The 17363-nt window shown below is 38.8% G+C and carries 18 protein-coding genes; 15 read left to right on the top strand and 3 right to left on the bottom strand.

The genetic code is table 11. The features are described 5' to 3' along the window. Nucleotides 1–166 precede the first annotated feature (166 nt). The 6 genes from BANA01_RS09990 to BANA01_RS10015 all read left to right on the top strand — a co-directional run bounded on the left by BANA01_RS09990 (nt 167) and on the right by BANA01_RS10015 (nt 6132). Nucleotides 167–1684: a spore germination protein gene (locus BANA01_RS09990; protein WP_063252977.1), complete on the top strand. Its 1518-nt coding sequence runs from the start codon at nt 167–169 to the stop codon at nt 1682–1684. Nucleotides 1685–1696: 12 nt separating this feature from the next. Further along, the gene (locus BANA01_RS09995; protein ID WP_063252978.1) at nt 1697–2818 is read left to right on the top strand and encodes a GerAB/ArcD/ProY family transporter; all 1122 of its coding nucleotides are present in this window, start codon (nt 1697–1699) and stop codon (nt 2816–2818) included. Continuing rightward, nucleotides 2802–3962, top strand: coding sequence for a Ger(x)C family spore germination protein (locus BANA01_RS10000; protein WP_063252980.1), 1161 nt, complete (start codon nt 2802–2804; stop codon nt 3960–3962). Before BANA01_RS09995 ends, BANA01_RS10000 begins: the two co-directional genes overlap by 17 nt. Nucleotides 3963–4038: 76 nt before the next feature. Continuing rightward, the gene (locus BANA01_RS10005) at nt 4039–4614 is read left to right on the top strand and encodes an SCO family protein (protein WP_063253090.1); all 576 of its coding nucleotides are present in this window, start codon (nt 4039–4041) and stop codon (nt 4612–4614) included. A 108-nt stretch (nt 4615–4722) separates the two neighbouring features. Beyond that, the gene (locus BANA01_RS10010; protein WP_063252982.1) at nt 4723–5547 is read left to right on the top strand and encodes an SGNH/GDSL hydrolase family protein; all 825 of its coding nucleotides are present in this window, start codon (nt 4723–4725) and stop codon (nt 5545–5547) included. Nucleotides 5548–5553: 6 nt separating this feature from the next. Then, entirely contained in the window at nt 5554–6132 is a 579-nt protein-coding gene (locus BANA01_RS10015) for a YpmS family protein (RefSeq protein ID WP_063252984.1), read from the top strand. A gap of 38 nt (nt 6133–6170) precedes the next feature. Here BANA01_RS10015 and BANA01_RS10020 read toward each other — a convergent pair whose 3' ends face one another. After that, the gene (locus BANA01_RS10020; RefSeq protein WP_063252986.1) at nt 6171–6917 is read right to left on the bottom strand and encodes a DUF4397 domain-containing protein; all 747 of its coding nucleotides are present in this window, start codon (nt 6915–6917) and stop codon (nt 6171–6173) included. Between the two features lie 306 nt (nt 6918–7223). Here BANA01_RS10020 and rsgA point away from each other — a divergent pair, with 306 nt between their 5' ends. The 3 genes from rsgA (at nt 7224) to msrB (ending at nt 9389) form a co-directional block, all read left to right on the top strand. Beyond that, the gene (rsgA, locus tag BANA01_RS10025; protein ID WP_063252988.1) at nt 7224–8294 is read left to right on the top strand and encodes a ribosome small subunit-dependent GTPase A; all 1071 of its coding nucleotides are present in this window, start codon (nt 7224–7226) and stop codon (nt 8292–8294) included. Between the two features lie 127 nt (nt 8295–8421). Continuing rightward, a complete protein-coding gene (msrA, locus tag BANA01_RS10030) occupies nt 8422–8958 on the top strand; it encodes a peptide-methionine (S)-S-oxide reductase MsrA (RefSeq protein WP_063252990.1) in 537 nt (178 codons plus the stop codon). Further along, entirely contained in the window at nt 8955–9389 is a 435-nt protein-coding gene (gene msrB / locus BANA01_RS10035) for a peptide-methionine (R)-S-oxide reductase MsrB (RefSeq protein ID WP_063252993.1), read from the top strand. The genes msrA and msrB overlap by 4 nt, the downstream gene beginning before the upstream one ends. Nucleotides 9390–9413: 24 nt before the next feature. Here the strand turns inward: msrB and BANA01_RS10040 are convergent, their stop codons facing one another. Beyond that, entirely contained in the window at nt 9414–10004 is a 591-nt protein-coding gene (locus BANA01_RS10040) for a DUF502 domain-containing protein (protein ID WP_063252995.1), read from the bottom strand. Between the two features lie 120 nt (nt 10005–10124). Here BANA01_RS10040 and BANA01_RS10045 point away from each other — a divergent pair, with 120 nt between their 5' ends. The 3 genes from BANA01_RS10045 (at nt 10125) to BANA01_RS10055 (ending at nt 13035) form a co-directional block, all read left to right on the top strand. Next, nucleotides 10125–10277, top strand: a complete 153-nt coding sequence (locus BANA01_RS10045) for a YjcZ family sporulation protein (protein ID WP_063252996.1) — start codon at nt 10125–10127, stop codon at nt 10275–10277. A gap of 178 nt (nt 10278–10455) precedes the next feature. Then, nucleotides 10456–11922, top strand: coding sequence for an NAD(P)/FAD-dependent oxidoreductase (locus tag BANA01_RS10050; protein WP_063252999.1), 1467 nt, complete (start codon nt 10456–10458; stop codon nt 11920–11922). A 138-nt stretch (nt 11923–12060) separates the two neighbouring features. Continuing rightward, a complete protein-coding gene (locus BANA01_RS10055) occupies nt 12061–13035 on the top strand; it encodes a S66 family peptidase (RefSeq protein WP_063253001.1) in 975 nt (324 codons plus the stop codon). Nucleotides 13036–13059: 24 nt separating this feature from the next. Here the strand turns inward: BANA01_RS10055 and BANA01_RS10060 are convergent, their stop codons facing one another. Beyond that, nucleotides 13060–14424: a TrkH family potassium uptake protein gene (locus BANA01_RS10060; protein ID WP_063253002.1), complete on the bottom strand. Its 1365-nt coding sequence runs from the start codon at nt 14422–14424 to the stop codon at nt 13060–13062. Between the two features lie 229 nt (nt 14425–14653). On the opposite strand from BANA01_RS10060, the gene BANA01_RS10065 reads away from it, so the two are divergent. The 3 genes from BANA01_RS10065 to BANA01_RS10075 are packed head-to-tail and all read left to right on the top strand — an operon-like array spanning nt 14654 to nt 17343. Beyond that, on the top strand, nt 14654–16000 hold the full coding sequence (locus BANA01_RS10065) for an aspartate aminotransferase family protein (RefSeq protein ID WP_063253006.1): 1347 nt from the start codon (nt 14654–14656) through the stop codon (nt 15998–16000). Continuing rightward, complete coding sequence (locus tag BANA01_RS10070) at nt 16001–16693, top strand: CoA transferase subunit A (RefSeq protein WP_063253008.1); 693 nt, start codon at nt 16001–16003, stop codon at nt 16691–16693. After that, a complete protein-coding gene (locus BANA01_RS10075) occupies nt 16678–17343 on the top strand; it encodes a 3-oxoacid CoA-transferase subunit B (RefSeq protein WP_063253010.1) in 666 nt (221 codons plus the stop codon). The genes BANA01_RS10070 and BANA01_RS10075 overlap by 16 nt, the downstream gene beginning before the upstream one ends. The last annotated feature ends 20 nt before the right edge of the window (nt 17344–17363 follow it).

The raw sequence follows: 17363 nt of genomic DNA on the forward strand, positions 1-17363 counted from the left end.
TTACACCTCTGTTTAGTTGACTAAATTTTCTGTCTGTTGAATGAATACTCATTCATAATATCATATCTTCCCATTTCATAAAACCTTTTTGTCGTCCTGTTTTTTATGGGTAAAAATAGCTGTTTTGGTAATGCTAAAAAAAATTGAAAGTAAAAAGGTGTTGTCTATGTTTAAATGGTTGTCAGGAAAAAAAGCAGAAGAAACACCAAAGGTTCATAGCTTAGACTTGGAAGAGTTGAAGGAACAGCTTAAAACGGAATTGAATGTTGGTGCGGACCTTGTCTTTAGGACGTTAAAAAGGGACGGGGAGAAACTCATTTTCTGTCTGATAGACAGTTTAATCGATTCAACAAAACTCGATGAAGTCGTAATTAAATCCATTATGAATCATAAGGAAATAGAATGGACATGTGAAGGGATTTCAAAAGTGTTACCTATGGCATCAATCCATGCTGTTAATCAGTTAGGTGAAGTTGTTCAGGGAATTAACCAGGGAAAAGTGTATATTTACTCGGAAGGGCAGCCCTATGGAATCCTAGCAGATGTTAGTAAAAATCTTGTACGTGGGCTTGAAAAAGCTGAAACAGAATCACTTGTTTACGGTCCAAAGATTTCTTTTACAGAATCTCTTCAAAGCAACATAAATATTTTAAGGAACAACATAAAGGATGAAGATTTATGCACAGAAGACTTAACAGTTGGTAGAAGGTCAAAAACAAAAGCGAAGATTGTCTATATCAGGGGAATTGCAGATGAACAAATTGTAAACACCTTTAAACAAAGATTGAACGAACTTGAATTGGATTACATACCTGGGACAACTGTCCTTGGTCAGTACATTGAGAGCAACAGCTGGACCGTTTTTCCTCAGTTAATGACGACAGAACTTCCTGATCGTATTTCAATCGCTTTATATAGGGGGAAAGTGGCTGTATTAATGGATAGGAGCCCAGATGCTCTCTATGGTCCAACATCCTTCTTCGCCTTTTTTGAATCAACAGAAGATGTTTATATGCGCTGGAACATGGGGTTGTTTTTACGGTTGCTGCGGCTAGTGGCTACTTTCATTTCTGTTTTACTTACACCCGCATATGTTGCTGTTTTGACCTATCACTATGAAGTAATCCCTTCCCCTTTGCTCCTGTCGTTAGGAGAGTCAAGGGCAAGAGTTCCCTTCCCACCGGTATTTGAAACACTATTACTAGAATTTGTAATTGAATTATTACGGGAGGCAGGGGCTAGGCTGCCGACAAAAGTCGGTCAGACAATCGGTATCGTTGGAGGTATCATCATTGGGCAAGCAGCTGTTCAAGCAGGATTTACTAGCAATATCTTAATTATTATCCTTTGTTTAAGTGCTCTTGGTTCATTTACAACCCCTAGTTATTTAATGGGTACAGCCATTCGACTCATACGCTTCCCGATTATATTGATGGCCGGATTATGGGGAGGCATCGGGATTATGATTGCTTTTTGCTTTTTCATTATCCACCTGCTCCGGCTGGAAACAATTGGCGGTCCATATCTAACGCCTATTTATCCAGCTAGAATAAAGGATATTGGATATAGTTTTTTCAAGCTGCCACCGCAATATTTTTCATTCCGCCCTATAACCAATCGAACAAAGGACAAGGAGCGCTTTCCTAAAAAGAAAGCGAAACAAAAAAAGGATGTAGATGAATAGGAGCGAACTAAAATGAAGGTGAATTTACATCCAAAAGAAGGATTATTAATAAATGCATTTATGCTCTTTTTTATCATCCACTCGGTACAGGTTGGAGTAGGATTGGCCGGGCTTCCAAGAGTAGTTTATTTAGTTGCAAAGCATGATGCATGGATTTCTGTTTTTTTAGCAGGGATGATAACCTCAATTGTCCTAATATTTATGGTCCAGATGCTTAAGCAATATGACAGTGCCGATTTATATGGCATTCATGTTGATGTATTTGGAAAATGGGCAGGACAATCATTGAATTTTATTTACATGATTTATATGACATCCACTTTTTTTATCATTTTAATGAACTACATTGAGATTGTTCAAGTGTGGATATTCCCGACGTTGCCGACTTGGCAGCTTTCACTCGTACTCATTTTGATCGTTATCTATGCTGTTTATGGTGGAATTAGAGTTATCGTTGGAGTTGCATTTTTTTCTGTTATTGGCACGGTATGGCTGGTAATAGTCCTTTTTGTACCATTACAATTTGGTGATTTTACACATTTGTTGCCAATTTTGAATGTAAATGCGAAACAATTAGTGATGGGTGCTCAGAGTACAACACTTTCTATGCTGGGTTTTGAAATCATCATGTTTGTTTATCCATTTGTAAAGGAAAAACATAAATCAATGCTTTTTGTTCAGATAGGGAATTTGTTTACAACAATTATATTTACACTTGCAACGCTCATTTCTATTGTATTCTTCGCTTCTAATAGTCTAGAAAAAACAATCTGGCCGGTATTATCGATGTTTAAGATTGTTCGACTACCTAACTTGGAAAGGTTTGAATTTATCGCAGTTTCCTTTTGGATGCTCATTATATTGCCTAATATGTGCTTCTATCTTTGGGCAGCTTCAAAGGGCTTTTCTCGAATTTTAGGGAAAAGACAAAAATCGGGTGTTTGGATTATTGCGATTGTTACCTTTGCAGCTACCTTCCTTATTAAGTCTAGATACCAAATGAATACGATTACGGATGTTGTAGCAAAGTTAGGTTTTTACTTTGCTTTTTGCTATCCAGTCCTACTTGCTATGATTGTCTTTATTAAAAAATGGTTTAAAAGGAGGGGGGATAAACATGCAGAAACGCAGTAAATGGCTAAAGATTGCTATTGTAATTAGTTCCTTCTGTATACTAACAAGCTGTGGAGTAGAAACAAAACAATTGGAAAGATTGGGACTGATTACTGCAATAGGATTTGATTTAAAGAAGGAAAATGAAATTAATGGAACTGTTGCAGTATCAAAATTTGATCCAATGGCAAAAGTTATGACCAACGTAATCTCTGCAAATGCCAATACCCTCCAAACGTTAAGAGCGGAGGAAAATCTTGCTATTGATCAAAGACTTGAAATGGGTCAGCTCCGGTGTGTCATTTATAGTAAAGAGTTGGCCGAAAAAGGAATCATTCAGCTTGTCAATGCTCTTAATCGTGATCCGACGGTTGGAAACATGGTTTATTTAACAATTGCTGAAGAAGACGCATCCTCCATCATTAAAATGGACGAGAAGAAAATTAAAGTGAATATTGGGACCTATTTATACAATTTAATTAGACAGAATGTGGAAAGGGAACTTTTAATATCGCCGACACTTCATGAATTTAATCATAAATTCTTTGATAACGGACAGGACCCTGTACTGCCTATCTTACAAGTAAAAAAAGACAAGGTAGCGATTTCTGGAGTTGCTTTATTTAATGATGATAAACTGGCCGCAAGATTAAGTAATGATAAGCTCTTTTATTTAAAACTGTTAACAGATGAATATCGAACAGGATCCAAGGAATTAGAGTTTGATCGCGAAGAATTTTCGAATATCATCAACACCCAAGGTGGTAAGTCTTTTGGGGAAGTATATAACAAATTGTTTTTAAGTATTGATACATTGCGCAGCAATACAAAAATTAAGTTAGTGGACAAAAAGAACATACGCTTTAAAGTCGAAGTTAAAATGGATTCGAGGTTGCTTGAAACCACCAATTATTTAGAGTTAGGAAAAACAGCTAACATGAAGTTCATCGAGAAAAAAGTTAATCAAGAAATGGAAAAACAAATTAAGAAACTCCTTTTATTTTTCCAAGAAAAGAAAGTGGATCCAGTAGGTATTGGGAATGAATATATGGCTCATGTCCGAGGTAAGCCTATGACACAAAAGGAATGGAAAGAATTATATAAGAATGCTAAATTTGATGTTCAAGTAAAGAATACAATTGCCAGGACAGGTACAATGGATTAATAGAGCCGTTTTCTTTCTTCTTTTGTGAATCTTTGTTACACTAATCACGAAAATAAGAAGGTTGCGGGTGATTATTTTGAAAAAACAAATTTTGTTTATGTTAATCATTGGTTTATTTGTGTTGTCTGCTTGTGGACAAAAAGGGATTGTGAATGCACTCGATTACCCAGTAAATGATTTTTCTGCGGTAACGGAAGAGAACAAACCTTTTGAAAAGAAAAATTTGGACGGAAAGATTTGGATCGCTGATTTTATTTTTACCAATTGTGCAGATGTATGTCCACCAATGACTGCCAATATGACCAAGCTGCAAAAAATGGTTACAGATGAGGATTTGAAAAATGTGGAATTTGTCTCATTTAGCGTCGACCCAACGGTTGATACACCTGAGAAACTTACTGCTTATGCGAAGAATTTCGGGTTGAAAACAGATAATTGGACATTTTTAACAGGCTATACACAAGAGTTTATTGAGTCGTATGCAAGAGAAACATTTAAGACGTTAGTGAAAAAGCCCCAAGAAGGTGATCAAGTGATTCACCAGACATATTTCTTCTTAGTGGGACCAGATGAAAAGGTTAAGAAAATTTATGATGGGTACAAAGAAGTACCATATGATGAAATGATTAGTGACATTAAATCGCTGCAATAGACCTTTTCCAGGTCTATTTTTTTGGGAATGAATAGGATATAGTACAAGCTTATTTTGTATTATTTTTGTTCTGTTATAATATCATTAGGAAGAGGGTGGTGAATCAAAATGATAAAAGTTTTCACCCTTCTTTTTCTTTCGACATTTTTCTTAAGTTCTTGCAGACAATCCGAACGGTTGGAATTGCATAAAGTGCGGACGGCTTCGGCTGTTATTTATGAGGAGATTCCTGCCGATTTTGTCCCAAAGGAAATAAAGATTATTTCCGCTGGTGACTCTTTAACAGAAGGTGTAGGAGATAGTACCAAAACTGGAGGATACCTGCCTTATTTAAGAACTTTGCTCGAGGAAGAAAAGGGAATTAAGGAAGTTGATTTCTATAATTTCGGTGTAAAAGGTAATCGTACGCCGCAGTTACTAAATAGACTTAAGACTGATGAGATGAAAGACACACTTGCTGCTGCTGATTTGGTAATTTTGACAATTGGCGGCAATGACATTATGAAGGTTGTCAGGGATAATATCTCAAATCTCCAGTTGTCCGCATTCAATAAGGAAAGAGAAGTATACATTCATAATTTGATTGAAATTATGAATACGATTATTCGTGTGAATCCCGAAGCCTCTATCGTCTTGGTTGGAGTATACAATCCTTTTTCACAGTGGTTTTCGGATGTAAAAGAGCTGGATCAAATCGTATCGGATTGGAATAGGGCTAGTCAAAGCGTTGTTGCTAATTATTCAAATGCATATTTTGTTGGGATTGAAGACCTTTTTATAAACCCAACAGAAAGTTTATTGCATTCAGACAAGTTTCATCCCAATGATAAAGGGTATGAATTAATTGCAGAGCGATTAAACGAAACTATAGAAGAACGGACATTACCTGATCTCGTTAAAAAGGCGTATATGGTCAGTAAAGAGGAGAATTAGCTTTCTATGAAAAATAAATGGAAAACGGGATTCTTTCTTTTATTAGGGTTCATTGTCATTATTGTTATTATTCTTTTATCTTTAATCATGATACCAGCGGATGAAAAAGGAAAGATTCAACAAACTGAACCTAATAACAAGAATGTTACTTTCGAGGTTAAATCGAATAAGGCAGATCTCAACGTATTAATAAACCAATATATAAAAAAAGAAGCAGCCGATTCACCCGTTGAATATAGCGTACATCTACAAGATGAAGTGGAATTGTATGGCACCTTACAATTCTTTAGTCAGGAAGTAGATTTAAAGCTTACCTTCGAACCAGAGGCATTAGAGAATGGTGACTTGGTTCTAAAGCAAAAGTCCATTTCAGTTGGCAGCCTGCATTTACCTGTTTCCTATGTACTCCGATTTATCAATGAAAATTATAAGCTGCCAAATGGTGTAGAAATTCACCCAAATGAAAAAATTGTTCATGTAAACATGCAGCAATTAAAACTAAAAAGTGATGTAAGTATAAAAGTAAATACATTTGATTTAATTAAAGATGATATTACTTTTACGATACTGGTACCCGTAGAATGAGGTGGCTCACATCAGTGTGAACCACCTTATTTCTTTACCTAATCTTTCAGGAGTATTGCTTGAAAGGCAGGTTCTCCTTTTGTAAGACCTGCCAATACAATCGTATAGGTTTCATTTGGACGGAACTGTACTTTTGGTAATGGCAGGACCACATTTTTCGTTCCAACCTCTCTAACTTCTAAATCTACGGTCATAGGCATGATTCCTAAATATTCGGTGACCTGTTTATATGAAACGTTTGGAAAGACAACATCTCGGTCTTTAACGGCAATATCCAGGGCACCTGTATCGGATGATAGATGAAGAAAACGTATTTTCGATTCATTAGGCGGCACTTCCGGTTGATTCAGGTACGGTAGCAGGCGCATTTTTTTCACAGAGTCGATGGTTGCGAGGGTATAGGATTTACCGGGCTCAACCGTAATTCTTTTGTTGAGAACACTATCTACTGAATTTCCTGTTGGGTAAATATCAATGTGATACTTACCAGGTTTTAATGCTAAATAATTGCTTGCCACTCTGAATGGGAGGCGTTTTACTTGCATTTGACCATTAATATAAATATCCACATCGGGGGAATCAGGTGAGGTGTGAAGGAACCGGATCCTTCCTTCGGCCTGGCTCTGTTGGATGTTACGAATCGTCATTGCTTTATTCATATATTTTAAATGTTTCAGATAGTAATGCATGTGAAGGTTTGGGTTAGAGTATTTAAAATTGTGAGCCAGCAGGTCGTACATTGCAGCCCTTTGAAGATAATCAGAATGATTTCTATTTCCAGACATCCCATTTGCTCCTTTCTTACGTTCTTTACAAATTAATTTATTCAAGCATGTTTAGGTGGGTGTCTATATTTGGATTTTTTGTTTACAAATGGATAAAAGTGTCATATACTTAATTCAAATAAGTCGGAAGGCGGGTGAAGTGTAATGTTAATTGAAAATACGTTAATTGCCGTTAATTTCAATATCGTTTGCACAGCCCGCGGATTCACCATATAGGGGAATCTATACCCATTATTCCTTTGTGAATAAAACCATGGGCTGTGTGTGCCTGTGGTTTTTTATTTTACATTTTTTGGAGGAATATGGATGAATTTATACACAATTGGTTTGACTGAAAAGATAAATAATGACTTTCAAGCTTTAAAACAAAGTGATGAGATGATTATCGGCCGGGTGGCCTTGGAACATAAGCATATGTATCGTGTATGGACGGAGCATGGAGATTTGCTTTGCGAGGTTTCTGGTAAATTTAACTTTGAAGCCTCAAGTCGTGAGGATTACCCAGCTGTAGGTGATTGGGTCATGCTCAAGCCGCGTGTGGTTGAAGGAAAAGGAACCATTTATTTAGTAATGCCACGCTTTAGTAAATTTTCCCGTAAGTCGGCTGGAAGAACAGCTGAAGAACAAATTGTTGCTGCAAACGTCGATACTGTTTTTCTTGTAAACTCACTAAATGACGACCTTAACTTAAGAAGAATTGAACGTTATCTACTGTTGACATGGGAAAGTGGCGCTAACCCTGTTATTGTCTTAAGTAAGGCAGATTTATGTAAAAATACTGAGGAAAAGCTTGCTGAAGTGGAAGCAATCGCATTTGGTGGAGTACCGGTTATCGCCATTAGTGCAGAGTTGAAGAGTGGAATCGAAAAACTTGGGCCCTATTTACAACCTGGAAAAACCATTGCATTATTGGGGTCATCGGGGGTAGGGAAGTCAACGTTAACGAATTTGTTAGTAGGCGACCAAAAGCAAGCGGTTAAGGAGATTCGTGAAGGTGATGACAAAGGACGTCATACGACCACCCACCGTGAACTGATCCAGCTTCCTAATGGCAGCGTATTAATTGACACACCAGGAATGCGAGAATTGCAGCTTTGGGAAAGTTCCGATGGTTTAGTAGAAACGTTTTCAGATATTGACGAATTGGGCGAAATGTGCAAATTCCGTGATTGCAGGCACCAGGATGAACCCGGGTGTGCTGTTTTGGAGGCGATTGAGGAAGGTACAATAGCTGCAGACCGCTTATCCAGCTACAACAAGCTCCAAAAAGAACTCGCCTATATCGAAAGAAAAGCCGATAAACGTGCGCAAACCGAAGAACAGAAGAAATGGAAAAATATTACCGAACAAGCGAGACAAAAAAAGAAAATTAAATAGGGTAATACAGCCGAACCCGGGTACGTGGTTCGGCTTTTTGTACCGTTTTGGTCAACAAATTGTATTTCTTCATAAACATTCGGTATACTCATAGTCATAGCAAAATAAATTCAAAGGGGTGGGAATTATGGGGGAAACGAAACAACTGGCAACATTTGCTGGCGGCTGTTTTTGGTGTATGGTGAAGCCATTTGATGAGCAGCCGGGCATTATTAGTGTCATCTCTGGATATACTGGCGGTCATGTTGAAAACCCTACATATGAGCAGGTTTGTACGGAGTCAACAGGTCATTATGAGGCTGTTCAAATTACCTTTAATCCAGAAATATTTCCATATGAAAAACTGCTTGAACTATTTTGGCAGCAAATAGATCCAACCGATTCAGGTGGCCAATTTTACGACCGCGGTCAGTCTTATCAAACAGCGATTTTCTATCATGATGAAAAACAAAAAGAGCTTGCAGAACAATCTAAACAGGCTTTGCAGGAGAGCGGCCGTTTCACTAAACCGATCGTAACGCCAATTTTACCGGCGAAAACCTTCTATCGAGCGGAAGAATACCATCAGCATTACTATAAGAAAAATAAAGCACATTATGAAGGATACCACGTAGGCTCAGGGAGAGCGGGTTTTATTAAGGCACATTGGGGGGGAAAAGAATGAAAAACAAGGAACAACTGAAAAAAGAATTATCACCAATGCAATATGAGGTTACCCAAAATAACGGAACAGAGCCTCCATTTCGTAACGAGTATTGGAATGAAACGAGGGAAGGTATTTACGTAGATATTGTCTCAGGAAAGCCATTATTTAGCTCTCTTGATAAATACGACGCGGGCTGCGGCTGGCCAAGTTTTACAAAGCCGATTGTAGAGGAAGAAGTAATTGAAAAGGAAGATTATAGCCATTTTATGGTGCGGACAGAAGTAAGAAGTAAAACCGGTGACTCTCATTTAGGCCATGTTTTCGATGATGGTCCTGGTCCAAATGGTCTTCGGTATTGCATTAATTCAGCAGCCTTACGCTTTATTCCGAAAGAAAAGCTAGAAGAACAAGGCTACGGAGCCTATAAGAAACTGTTTGACGAAAATTAAAAAGCCGCCACTGCGCGGCTTTTCCTAATTTCCTTTTGCTTTTGAAGTGGAGGTCATTCCACCAGAAAGGATAAATTTCATCGCGTCTTCGGGTTTAACGTCAATGATTTCTACCTGTTCCTTCGGGATTAAAAAGGTAAACCCGGCCACTTGAAATGTTTGCGGAACGTAAACCGCCACATACTCCTTAAGCGGGCTATAGAAATCCTCCAACTGTTCGGAGGTAATAAACCCCATACTCCTCATCTCAGTTCCTGGAATGACGACAAGCGCCACCTTTGAAAAGGACTTTTTCTCACCTAAAAAGGATTGAACAGTATCTTTTATGACAGAGTAAATCGTTTTTACAACAGGAATTTTTTCCAGCCACTTATCAATCAGTCTTATAATGCTGCCAGTTATAAATTTTGTAGATAACCAGCCTAGAAGAGTAATTAATACAATCGTGGTTAGCAAACCAATACCAGGAATATAATCCTCCTGAAGATAAGGCCTTAATGTATTTCCAAGCAGTCCATCGAGAAACAGAAACGTTTTGTAAATAACAAAGATTACAAGAATAATGGGAACAATGGTTAAAATACCGTTAACGAAGTTCTTCAAGAGCATTTTCAAATTTATCACCTACATTTTCTTCATTGATTCTCATAATATAGGCGAATGCACAGACAGGTCAAGTACCTATTACATAAATTAAGAGTGTTAACAGATAAAAACCTTAAGGAGTGAATAGGTATGCATTATGGTTATGGTGGTTTTGGTGGAGATTGCTGTGGATATGGTTATGCAGCACCAGCAGTAGGTGGCTGTGGTTGGGGTTATGGAACTTTCGTTTTAATCGTAGTGTTGTTTATTTTATTAATTATCATCGGCGCTAGCTATTGTTAATCCTAAAATGACTCAGGTAAAGTCCTGAGTCTTTTTTTTTGTTATTTTCTAAGAAGGAGCAAAACACGAACGATAATTAATTGATTTTATAAATAGTTCGTTTTTAATGTTGACGGAAAGCGATATCTTTGATATATTTACCAATGGTTAAGTAAATACGTCTTGGAGGTTTTGGACAATGGAAAATAGATATGATGTTATAGTAGTGGGTGCTGGCCCAGCGGGGATTTTTACCTGCTATGAACTTACACTAAAAATGCCGAACGCAAAGGTGCTATTAGTAGATAAGGGGCATGATATTTACCGGAGAAATTGTCCAATTTTAGATAATAAAATTGAAAAATGTCCTCCAGCTGCAGGCAGGAAAGAGTATGCAGGATGTTTGCCTGCTTGTTCAATCACTGCTGGTTTCGGTGGTGCAGGTGCATACTCAGATGGAAAGTTTAATATCACAAGTGAATTTGGCGGCTGGATGACCGATTACCTTTCAGATTCTCAAGTTATAGATTTGATTAAATATGTTGATGAGATTAACTTAAAACACGGTGCTACAGAAAGCATTACCGATCCGCTTACAGATAAAGTAAAGGATATCGAGCGCCGCGGCTTTGCAGCTGGCCTAAAATTGTTGCGTGCTCATGTTCGCCACCTTGGAACAGAGCAAAACTTAGAAATTATGAAAAGTATCTTCGAATACTTAAATGAAAAAATTGAAATGTCATTTAAAACAGAAGTACAGGATTTGATTACTGAAAAAACACCTGATGGCTACGTGATAAAAGGAATTAAGCTAAAAGGAGATAAGGACCTATTCGCCGAAAAGGTGGTAATTACTCCTGGACGGGATGGTTCAAAATGGCTGACAGAAATCTTAAAGTCACGCCGCCTGAAGATGACTAGTAATCAAGTAGATATCGGTGTTCGTGTAGAAACATCTGACATCGTTATGCAGGAAATTAACGAGCATTTATATGAAGGTAAATTTGTCTTCAATACTTCTGTTGGAACAAGAGTGCGCACGTTCTGCAGCAATCCATCCGGCCATGTGGTTGTGGAAAATCACTCAGGAATCATGCTGGCAAATGGTCATGCCTACAAGGATCCGAAGCTAGGCAGCCCTAACACGAACTTCGCATTGCTAGTATCTCATACATTTTCAGAGCCATTTGATAAGCCGACTGAATATGCGCACGAAGTATCACGTCTTGCGAACGCTCTTTCAAATGGCGGCTTAATTGTTCAAAAGTATGGAGATATTTTAAAAGGACGCCGCTCAACTGAAAAAAGAATTAAAGAAGGATTCATCGAGCCGACACTTAAAGAAGCGGTTCCAGGGGACCTTGGTTTGGTTCTTCCATATAATACACTTAAGAGTTTAATTGAAATGACAGAAGCATTGAATCAAGTATCGCCAGGGTTGGCTTCCGAGCATACATTGTTCTATGGTGTCGAAGCGAAGTTCTACTCTGCTCGACCAAAACTCAATGACCGATTTGAATCAGAAATCAGCGGTTTGTATGTCGGCGGTGACGGAGCTGGAATTACCCGCGGTCTTGCCCAAGCAAGCGCATGCGGTGTCTGGATCGCAAGAGACATCATCAAAAAAGCAACAACCGAACGAAATCAGGAAGTCGTTATGGCCTAAACCCGCTAAATTTAGCGGGTTTCTTTTTGGGTTTGGAGGTGTTTTTCAGCGTTAAATTGGATATATCGGCGTAACCTAGGTTTTCCGCAAACCAGCACTTTCTGTTAAACTGAACTTAAAAAGGAGGATACATATATTATGCTGCCAGACCGAATATCTCCTGGTGATGAAATTAGGGTAATTGCCCCATCTACAAGTATGGCCGTCATTAAAGGGAAGCAAGTAGAATTAGCAACACAGCGATTAAACCAGCTTGGCTTTACCGTCACGTTTGGAAAACATGTCGAGGACCACGATGAATTTTTTACGACTTCAATTGAACAAAGGGTTGAAGATTTGCATGACGCTTTTCGCGACCCAAATGTTAAAGGGATTTTAACAGCACTTGGGGGCTATCATACTAATCAGCTGCTAAACTACATAGATTACGATTTAATTCAATCCAACCCTAAAGTATTTTGCGGCTATAGTGACATTACCGCATTAAGTGCGGCCATTTATCAAAAAACTGGTTTAATCACGTATTCGGGACCATTTTTTTCAACGTTTGGTGTGAAATATGGATTAGATTACACGCTTCAATCTTTTTTAGAAGCTGTTACGAATGACGCACCATATGAGGTGAATCCTTCATCTGCTTGGAGTGATGATAAGTGGTATTTAGATCAGGAGGAACGTACCTTCATAGATCAGGAAAACTACTTGGTCATCCATGAAGGTGAAGTAGAGGGAAAACTGATTGGTGGGAACTTAAGTACGCTGCACCTTTTGCAGGGGACGGAATACATGCCATCATTAAAGGATTGTATTCTTTTTATTGAGGAGGATAACGAAGCACATATTCAATCTTTTGACCGCGTGCTTCAATCACTGCTTCAGCTGCCTGATGCAGCAAGTATAAGAGGTATTCTTATTGGCAGGTTTCAGAAGGATTCAAACGTAACGGAAGCGGCAATCAAACGAGTCATCGAAACAAAAAAGGAATTAAAAGATATCCCGGTGATCGCAAATGTCAATTTCGGACATGTTCAGCCCATTGTGACTATTCCAATGGGAGCCAATGCGGTGATTTCTGGTAGAGGAACAACCACTACAATTACCATTAATGCATAAGAAAAAGGGGGACCAAATCCCCCTTTAACCAATCGTCACTTTTTCTTTTGGATAATGTATTTTCTCCTGGCTATTATCTTTGCCTCTTAAAATCAACAAGCATGTTACAATCCCCAATCTACCGATAAACATCAAAAAGATAATGAGGATTTTCCCGAATGTCGTAAGAATCGGTGTTAAGCCCATTGATAATCCATTCGTACCAAACGCAGATGTTACTTCAAATACGACTTGAATCAAGGTTCCTTTTTCCGTAACTGATAAAATTAAAATCGAGACCAAACAGAGAGTGGCGGCAGTTGATATTACGATAAAGGATTTAATTACATCCTCCGTATGCAGTTCTCTTCTAAACACTTTAATTGACCCTTTTCCTCTTGCATAAAAGAAAATCGCCAGTAAAACAATTGCAAACGTCGTGGTCCGAATCCCGCCGCTGGCACTGCTTGGTGAACCTCCAATGAACATTAAAACCGACATGAAAAGCTGATTGCTCGGTGTAAATTCATTCAAATCCATCGTTGCCAGCCCCGCACTTTTGGTGGTAGCGGAATTAAATAAGGTATAGAAGAACGTTTCGTGCCAAGATTTATCGACGAAAAAATGGTAGCTATCAAGTAAATAAATCATAATGCTGCCTACTATGGTTAAGATGACAAATGTTGCGGTAGTTAATTTCGTAAATAAAGTGAAATGATATCTTTTTTTACTCTTCAAACTTAAAAGGAATTCGTAAACCTCAACAATAACCGGAAAACCTATCGCTCCGATAATCATCAATAAAATGATTACCGTCTGAACAAAATAATCATTACTAAAGGGGATTAATGAGCCGCCAGTAATATCAAATCCAGCATTCGTCGTGGCGCTGATGGAGCCAAAAAATCCATGTTTAAATGCAGATAAAGGGCTGTCAAAATATTTTAAGAAACGTATTCCTAAGATAATACCACCAACTATTTCAAATGAGATAATGATGATAAAAATCCGTTTTGCCAGCTGGACCAAACCAGATAAGTTGGATTGATTTTGGTCAACCATAATCAGCTGGCGTTCCTTTAATCCCACTTTTTTCCCAATCATAACCCAGAGAAAGGTACTCAGCGACATCACACCTAATCCGCCTATTTGGAGGATTATACACAATAGAAAAATACCCAAATTATTAAATGTATCTTTTATAGAGATAACACTTAGGCCAGTTACACTAACAGCACTTGCGGATGTAAATAGCGCGTCAATTATACTAAGGGACGCATTTTCACGATGTGCCCATGGTATTAACAAAAGCAATGTAGAAATAACTAAAGCAGATAAGTAAAAAACTACGATCAATTGAATCGTTGATAATTCTCTTTTTTTAGATAATGGTTTATTCGATTTATTCATTTAATCCATCCTTATGTAAATCTAAGTGTTATTCTATATGAACTATCCTAAAAAGTAAAAGATAGTTTTCTATGATTAAGATTTATGACATTTTTCTAAATGCTAGAGTTATGAGGACAAATGGTTCCTGCGGACTAGAATAATTATAAAGCTCCCTTTTAAGATAAATAAGATGAAAGTATTAAAATACTCGCTCATACAATGAACTAAAAGGGGAAGTGGTGTCAGGTTGGAACGTACGTATCTTATAAAACCGTCACTGGATGATACCTTGCCAATGATTGACTACGGCAAAGGGGTATATTTGTATGATCGGGAAGGAAAAAAATATCTTGACGGTGCCTCAGGTGCTGTCACGGCGAATATTGGCCACGGAGTATCCGAAATCCTTGAAGCAATGGCAGAACAAGCAAAGAAAATTTCGTTTGTTTACCGCTCACAATTTACAAGTGAAGCAGCTGAAAAGCTTGCTGAAAAAATTTCAGCACTTACACCTGGAGACCTAAATTGGTGCTTCTTTGTTAATAGCGGGTCTGAAGCAGTCGAAACTGCGATGAAAATGGCGATTCAATATTGGCAGGAAAAAGGCATACAAACAAAAACGAAGGTGTTATCAAGGTGGGTCAGCTATCATGGAATCACTTTAGGTGCACTTTCTTTGTCTGGGCACACAGGAAGAAGAGCGCGATTTGTTCCATTGCTCGAGGATTTTCCAGTAATCAATCCCCCATACTGCTACCGCTGCCCCTACAGCCTAGAGGCACCTTCCTGCGGATTCCTTTGTGCACAGGAGCTTGAACATGCAATCAAACGTATTGGTGCGCAGCATATTGCCGCTTTTATTGCAGAACCTGTAATCGGAGCGGCCGGGGGTGCCATTGTAGCTCCGAAGGATTATTTTAAGGTTATCAAAAAAATCTGTGATGATAATGACATCCTTTTTATTGCTGACGAGGTTATGACTGGCTTTGGACGAACAGGATCAATGCTGGCAATGGACCAATATGAAGTAATACCAGATATTGTAGCATTAGGTAAAGGGATGGGTGCAGGCTATGCTCCAATAGCGGCAGCACTTGCAAGTGAGAAGGTAATTGAGCCCATTTTGGCGGGCACAAAAGTAGTTATGAGCGGACATACCTTAAGTGCAAATCCACAATCCTGTGCGGTTTCTCTCGCCGTACTAGAATATTTAGACAGAAACAAGATTGTCAGTGAGGTAGAATCCAAGGGAGATTACCTAATAAAACTGCTGCACCCATTAAAAAATAAATATTCCTTTATCGGTGATATAAGAGGGAAAGGCTTATTGATTGGAATTGAGTTTGTCGAGGATACAGCTAATAAAACCCCTTTTTCTCGAAATGCAGGGGTTACTCCAACCATGATTGCTCTCGCAAAAGAAAAAGGGCTGCTCGTTTATCCTGCGGGCGCCGGTATTGATGGAGTAAATGGTGACTCCATTATTGTTTCGCCGCCATTAACCATCACGAAAAGTGAAATAGAAGTATTGGTTCAACTGTTAGAAGAAACATTTGAAGCTTTTTCAAAGCAAATGAAGTCGGGTGGTGTTTAGATGGAGAATCCATTTGGGAAAGTTAAAACCTTAGAAAAGGTTTTGGAAGTCTTCTACAACGGAATGACGTTAATGTTTGGGGGATTTGGCGGTGTCGGATCCCCGCCGACACTCATTGATGGAATTCTTGAAAAAGGAATACGGGACATCACATTAATCGGAAATGATACTGGATTTCCACATATCGGTATTGGAAAATTAGTCAGTCAGGGAAGGGCAATAAAGGTGATTGCATCACATATTGGTTCGAATCCGATTGCCGGTAAACTCATGCACGAAGGAAGGCTTGAGGTGGAATTTTCACCGCAAGGCATATTAGCAGAAAGGATTCGTGCTGGGGGAGTTGGTCTCCCAGCGATTCTAAGTGATATTGGAATGGAAAATGAACTCGTATCAAGAAATAAGCCCCATTTTCTCCTCAACGGGAAGGACTACTTAATTGAAACAGCTTTAACCGCAGAAGTTTCAATCGTTTATGCCAAAAAAGCAGACCCCTACGGAAATTTAATTTACGACAAAAGTGCTCGAAATACGAATCCACTTGTGGCGATGGCAGGAGATATTACCATTGCAGAGGTAGAGGAAATCGTTCCGCTCGGAAGCCTTGACCCGAATGAGATTATTACTCCTGGTGTGTTCGTTGACCATATTATTCCTTCGAAGGGAGTGAACTGGAAGTGGGCTTGGGAGTAGATTTTCGTAATACGATTGCCAAAAGAGCAGCAGAAGAAATCCACAATGGAATGGTGGTAAACCTAGGTATTGGAATTCCCTCCTTAGTTCCCAATCATTTACCGAAGAACATGATGGTCATGTTCCATGCTGAAAATGGGATTACAGGAATGGGACCAAGCCCAGAAAAAGGGATGGAAGATGAGAATTTATGTAATGCAGGCGGCTTTCCGGTTACCTTGAATCCAGGTGGTTCTTACTGTGATAGCACTGTGGCATTTGGGATGATACGACGAGGACGGGTGGATATCACCATTTTGGGTTCCCTGCAAGTCAGCGCACAGGGGGACTTGGCAAACTGGATTGTTCCAGGAAAAAAAGTCCCTGGGATGGGCGGTGCGATGGAACTGGCCCAAAAGGCAAGAAAAGTAATTGTATTAATGAATCATTGTGATAAGGCAGGAAATCCAAAAATCGTCACGTCTTGCACATTACCGCTAACCTCTGCTGCATGTGTGGATATGATCATAACAGAGTTGGCAGTATTCAAGGTGACTCCTGATGGATTATTGTTAACAGAATTGTTCGCGCCATACGATTTACAGATAGTCGCCAATAGGACTGAATGTGATTTTATGGTAAGTGATACGATCCGGAAAATAGCCAATTAATCTCACCTATTCTTCTGAGG

The sequence above is a fragment of the Neobacillus niacini NBRC 15566 genome, assembly GCF_001591505.1.
Taxonomy (GTDB): domain Bacteria; phylum Bacillota; class Bacilli; order Bacillales; family Cytobacillaceae; genus Neobacillus; species Neobacillus niacini.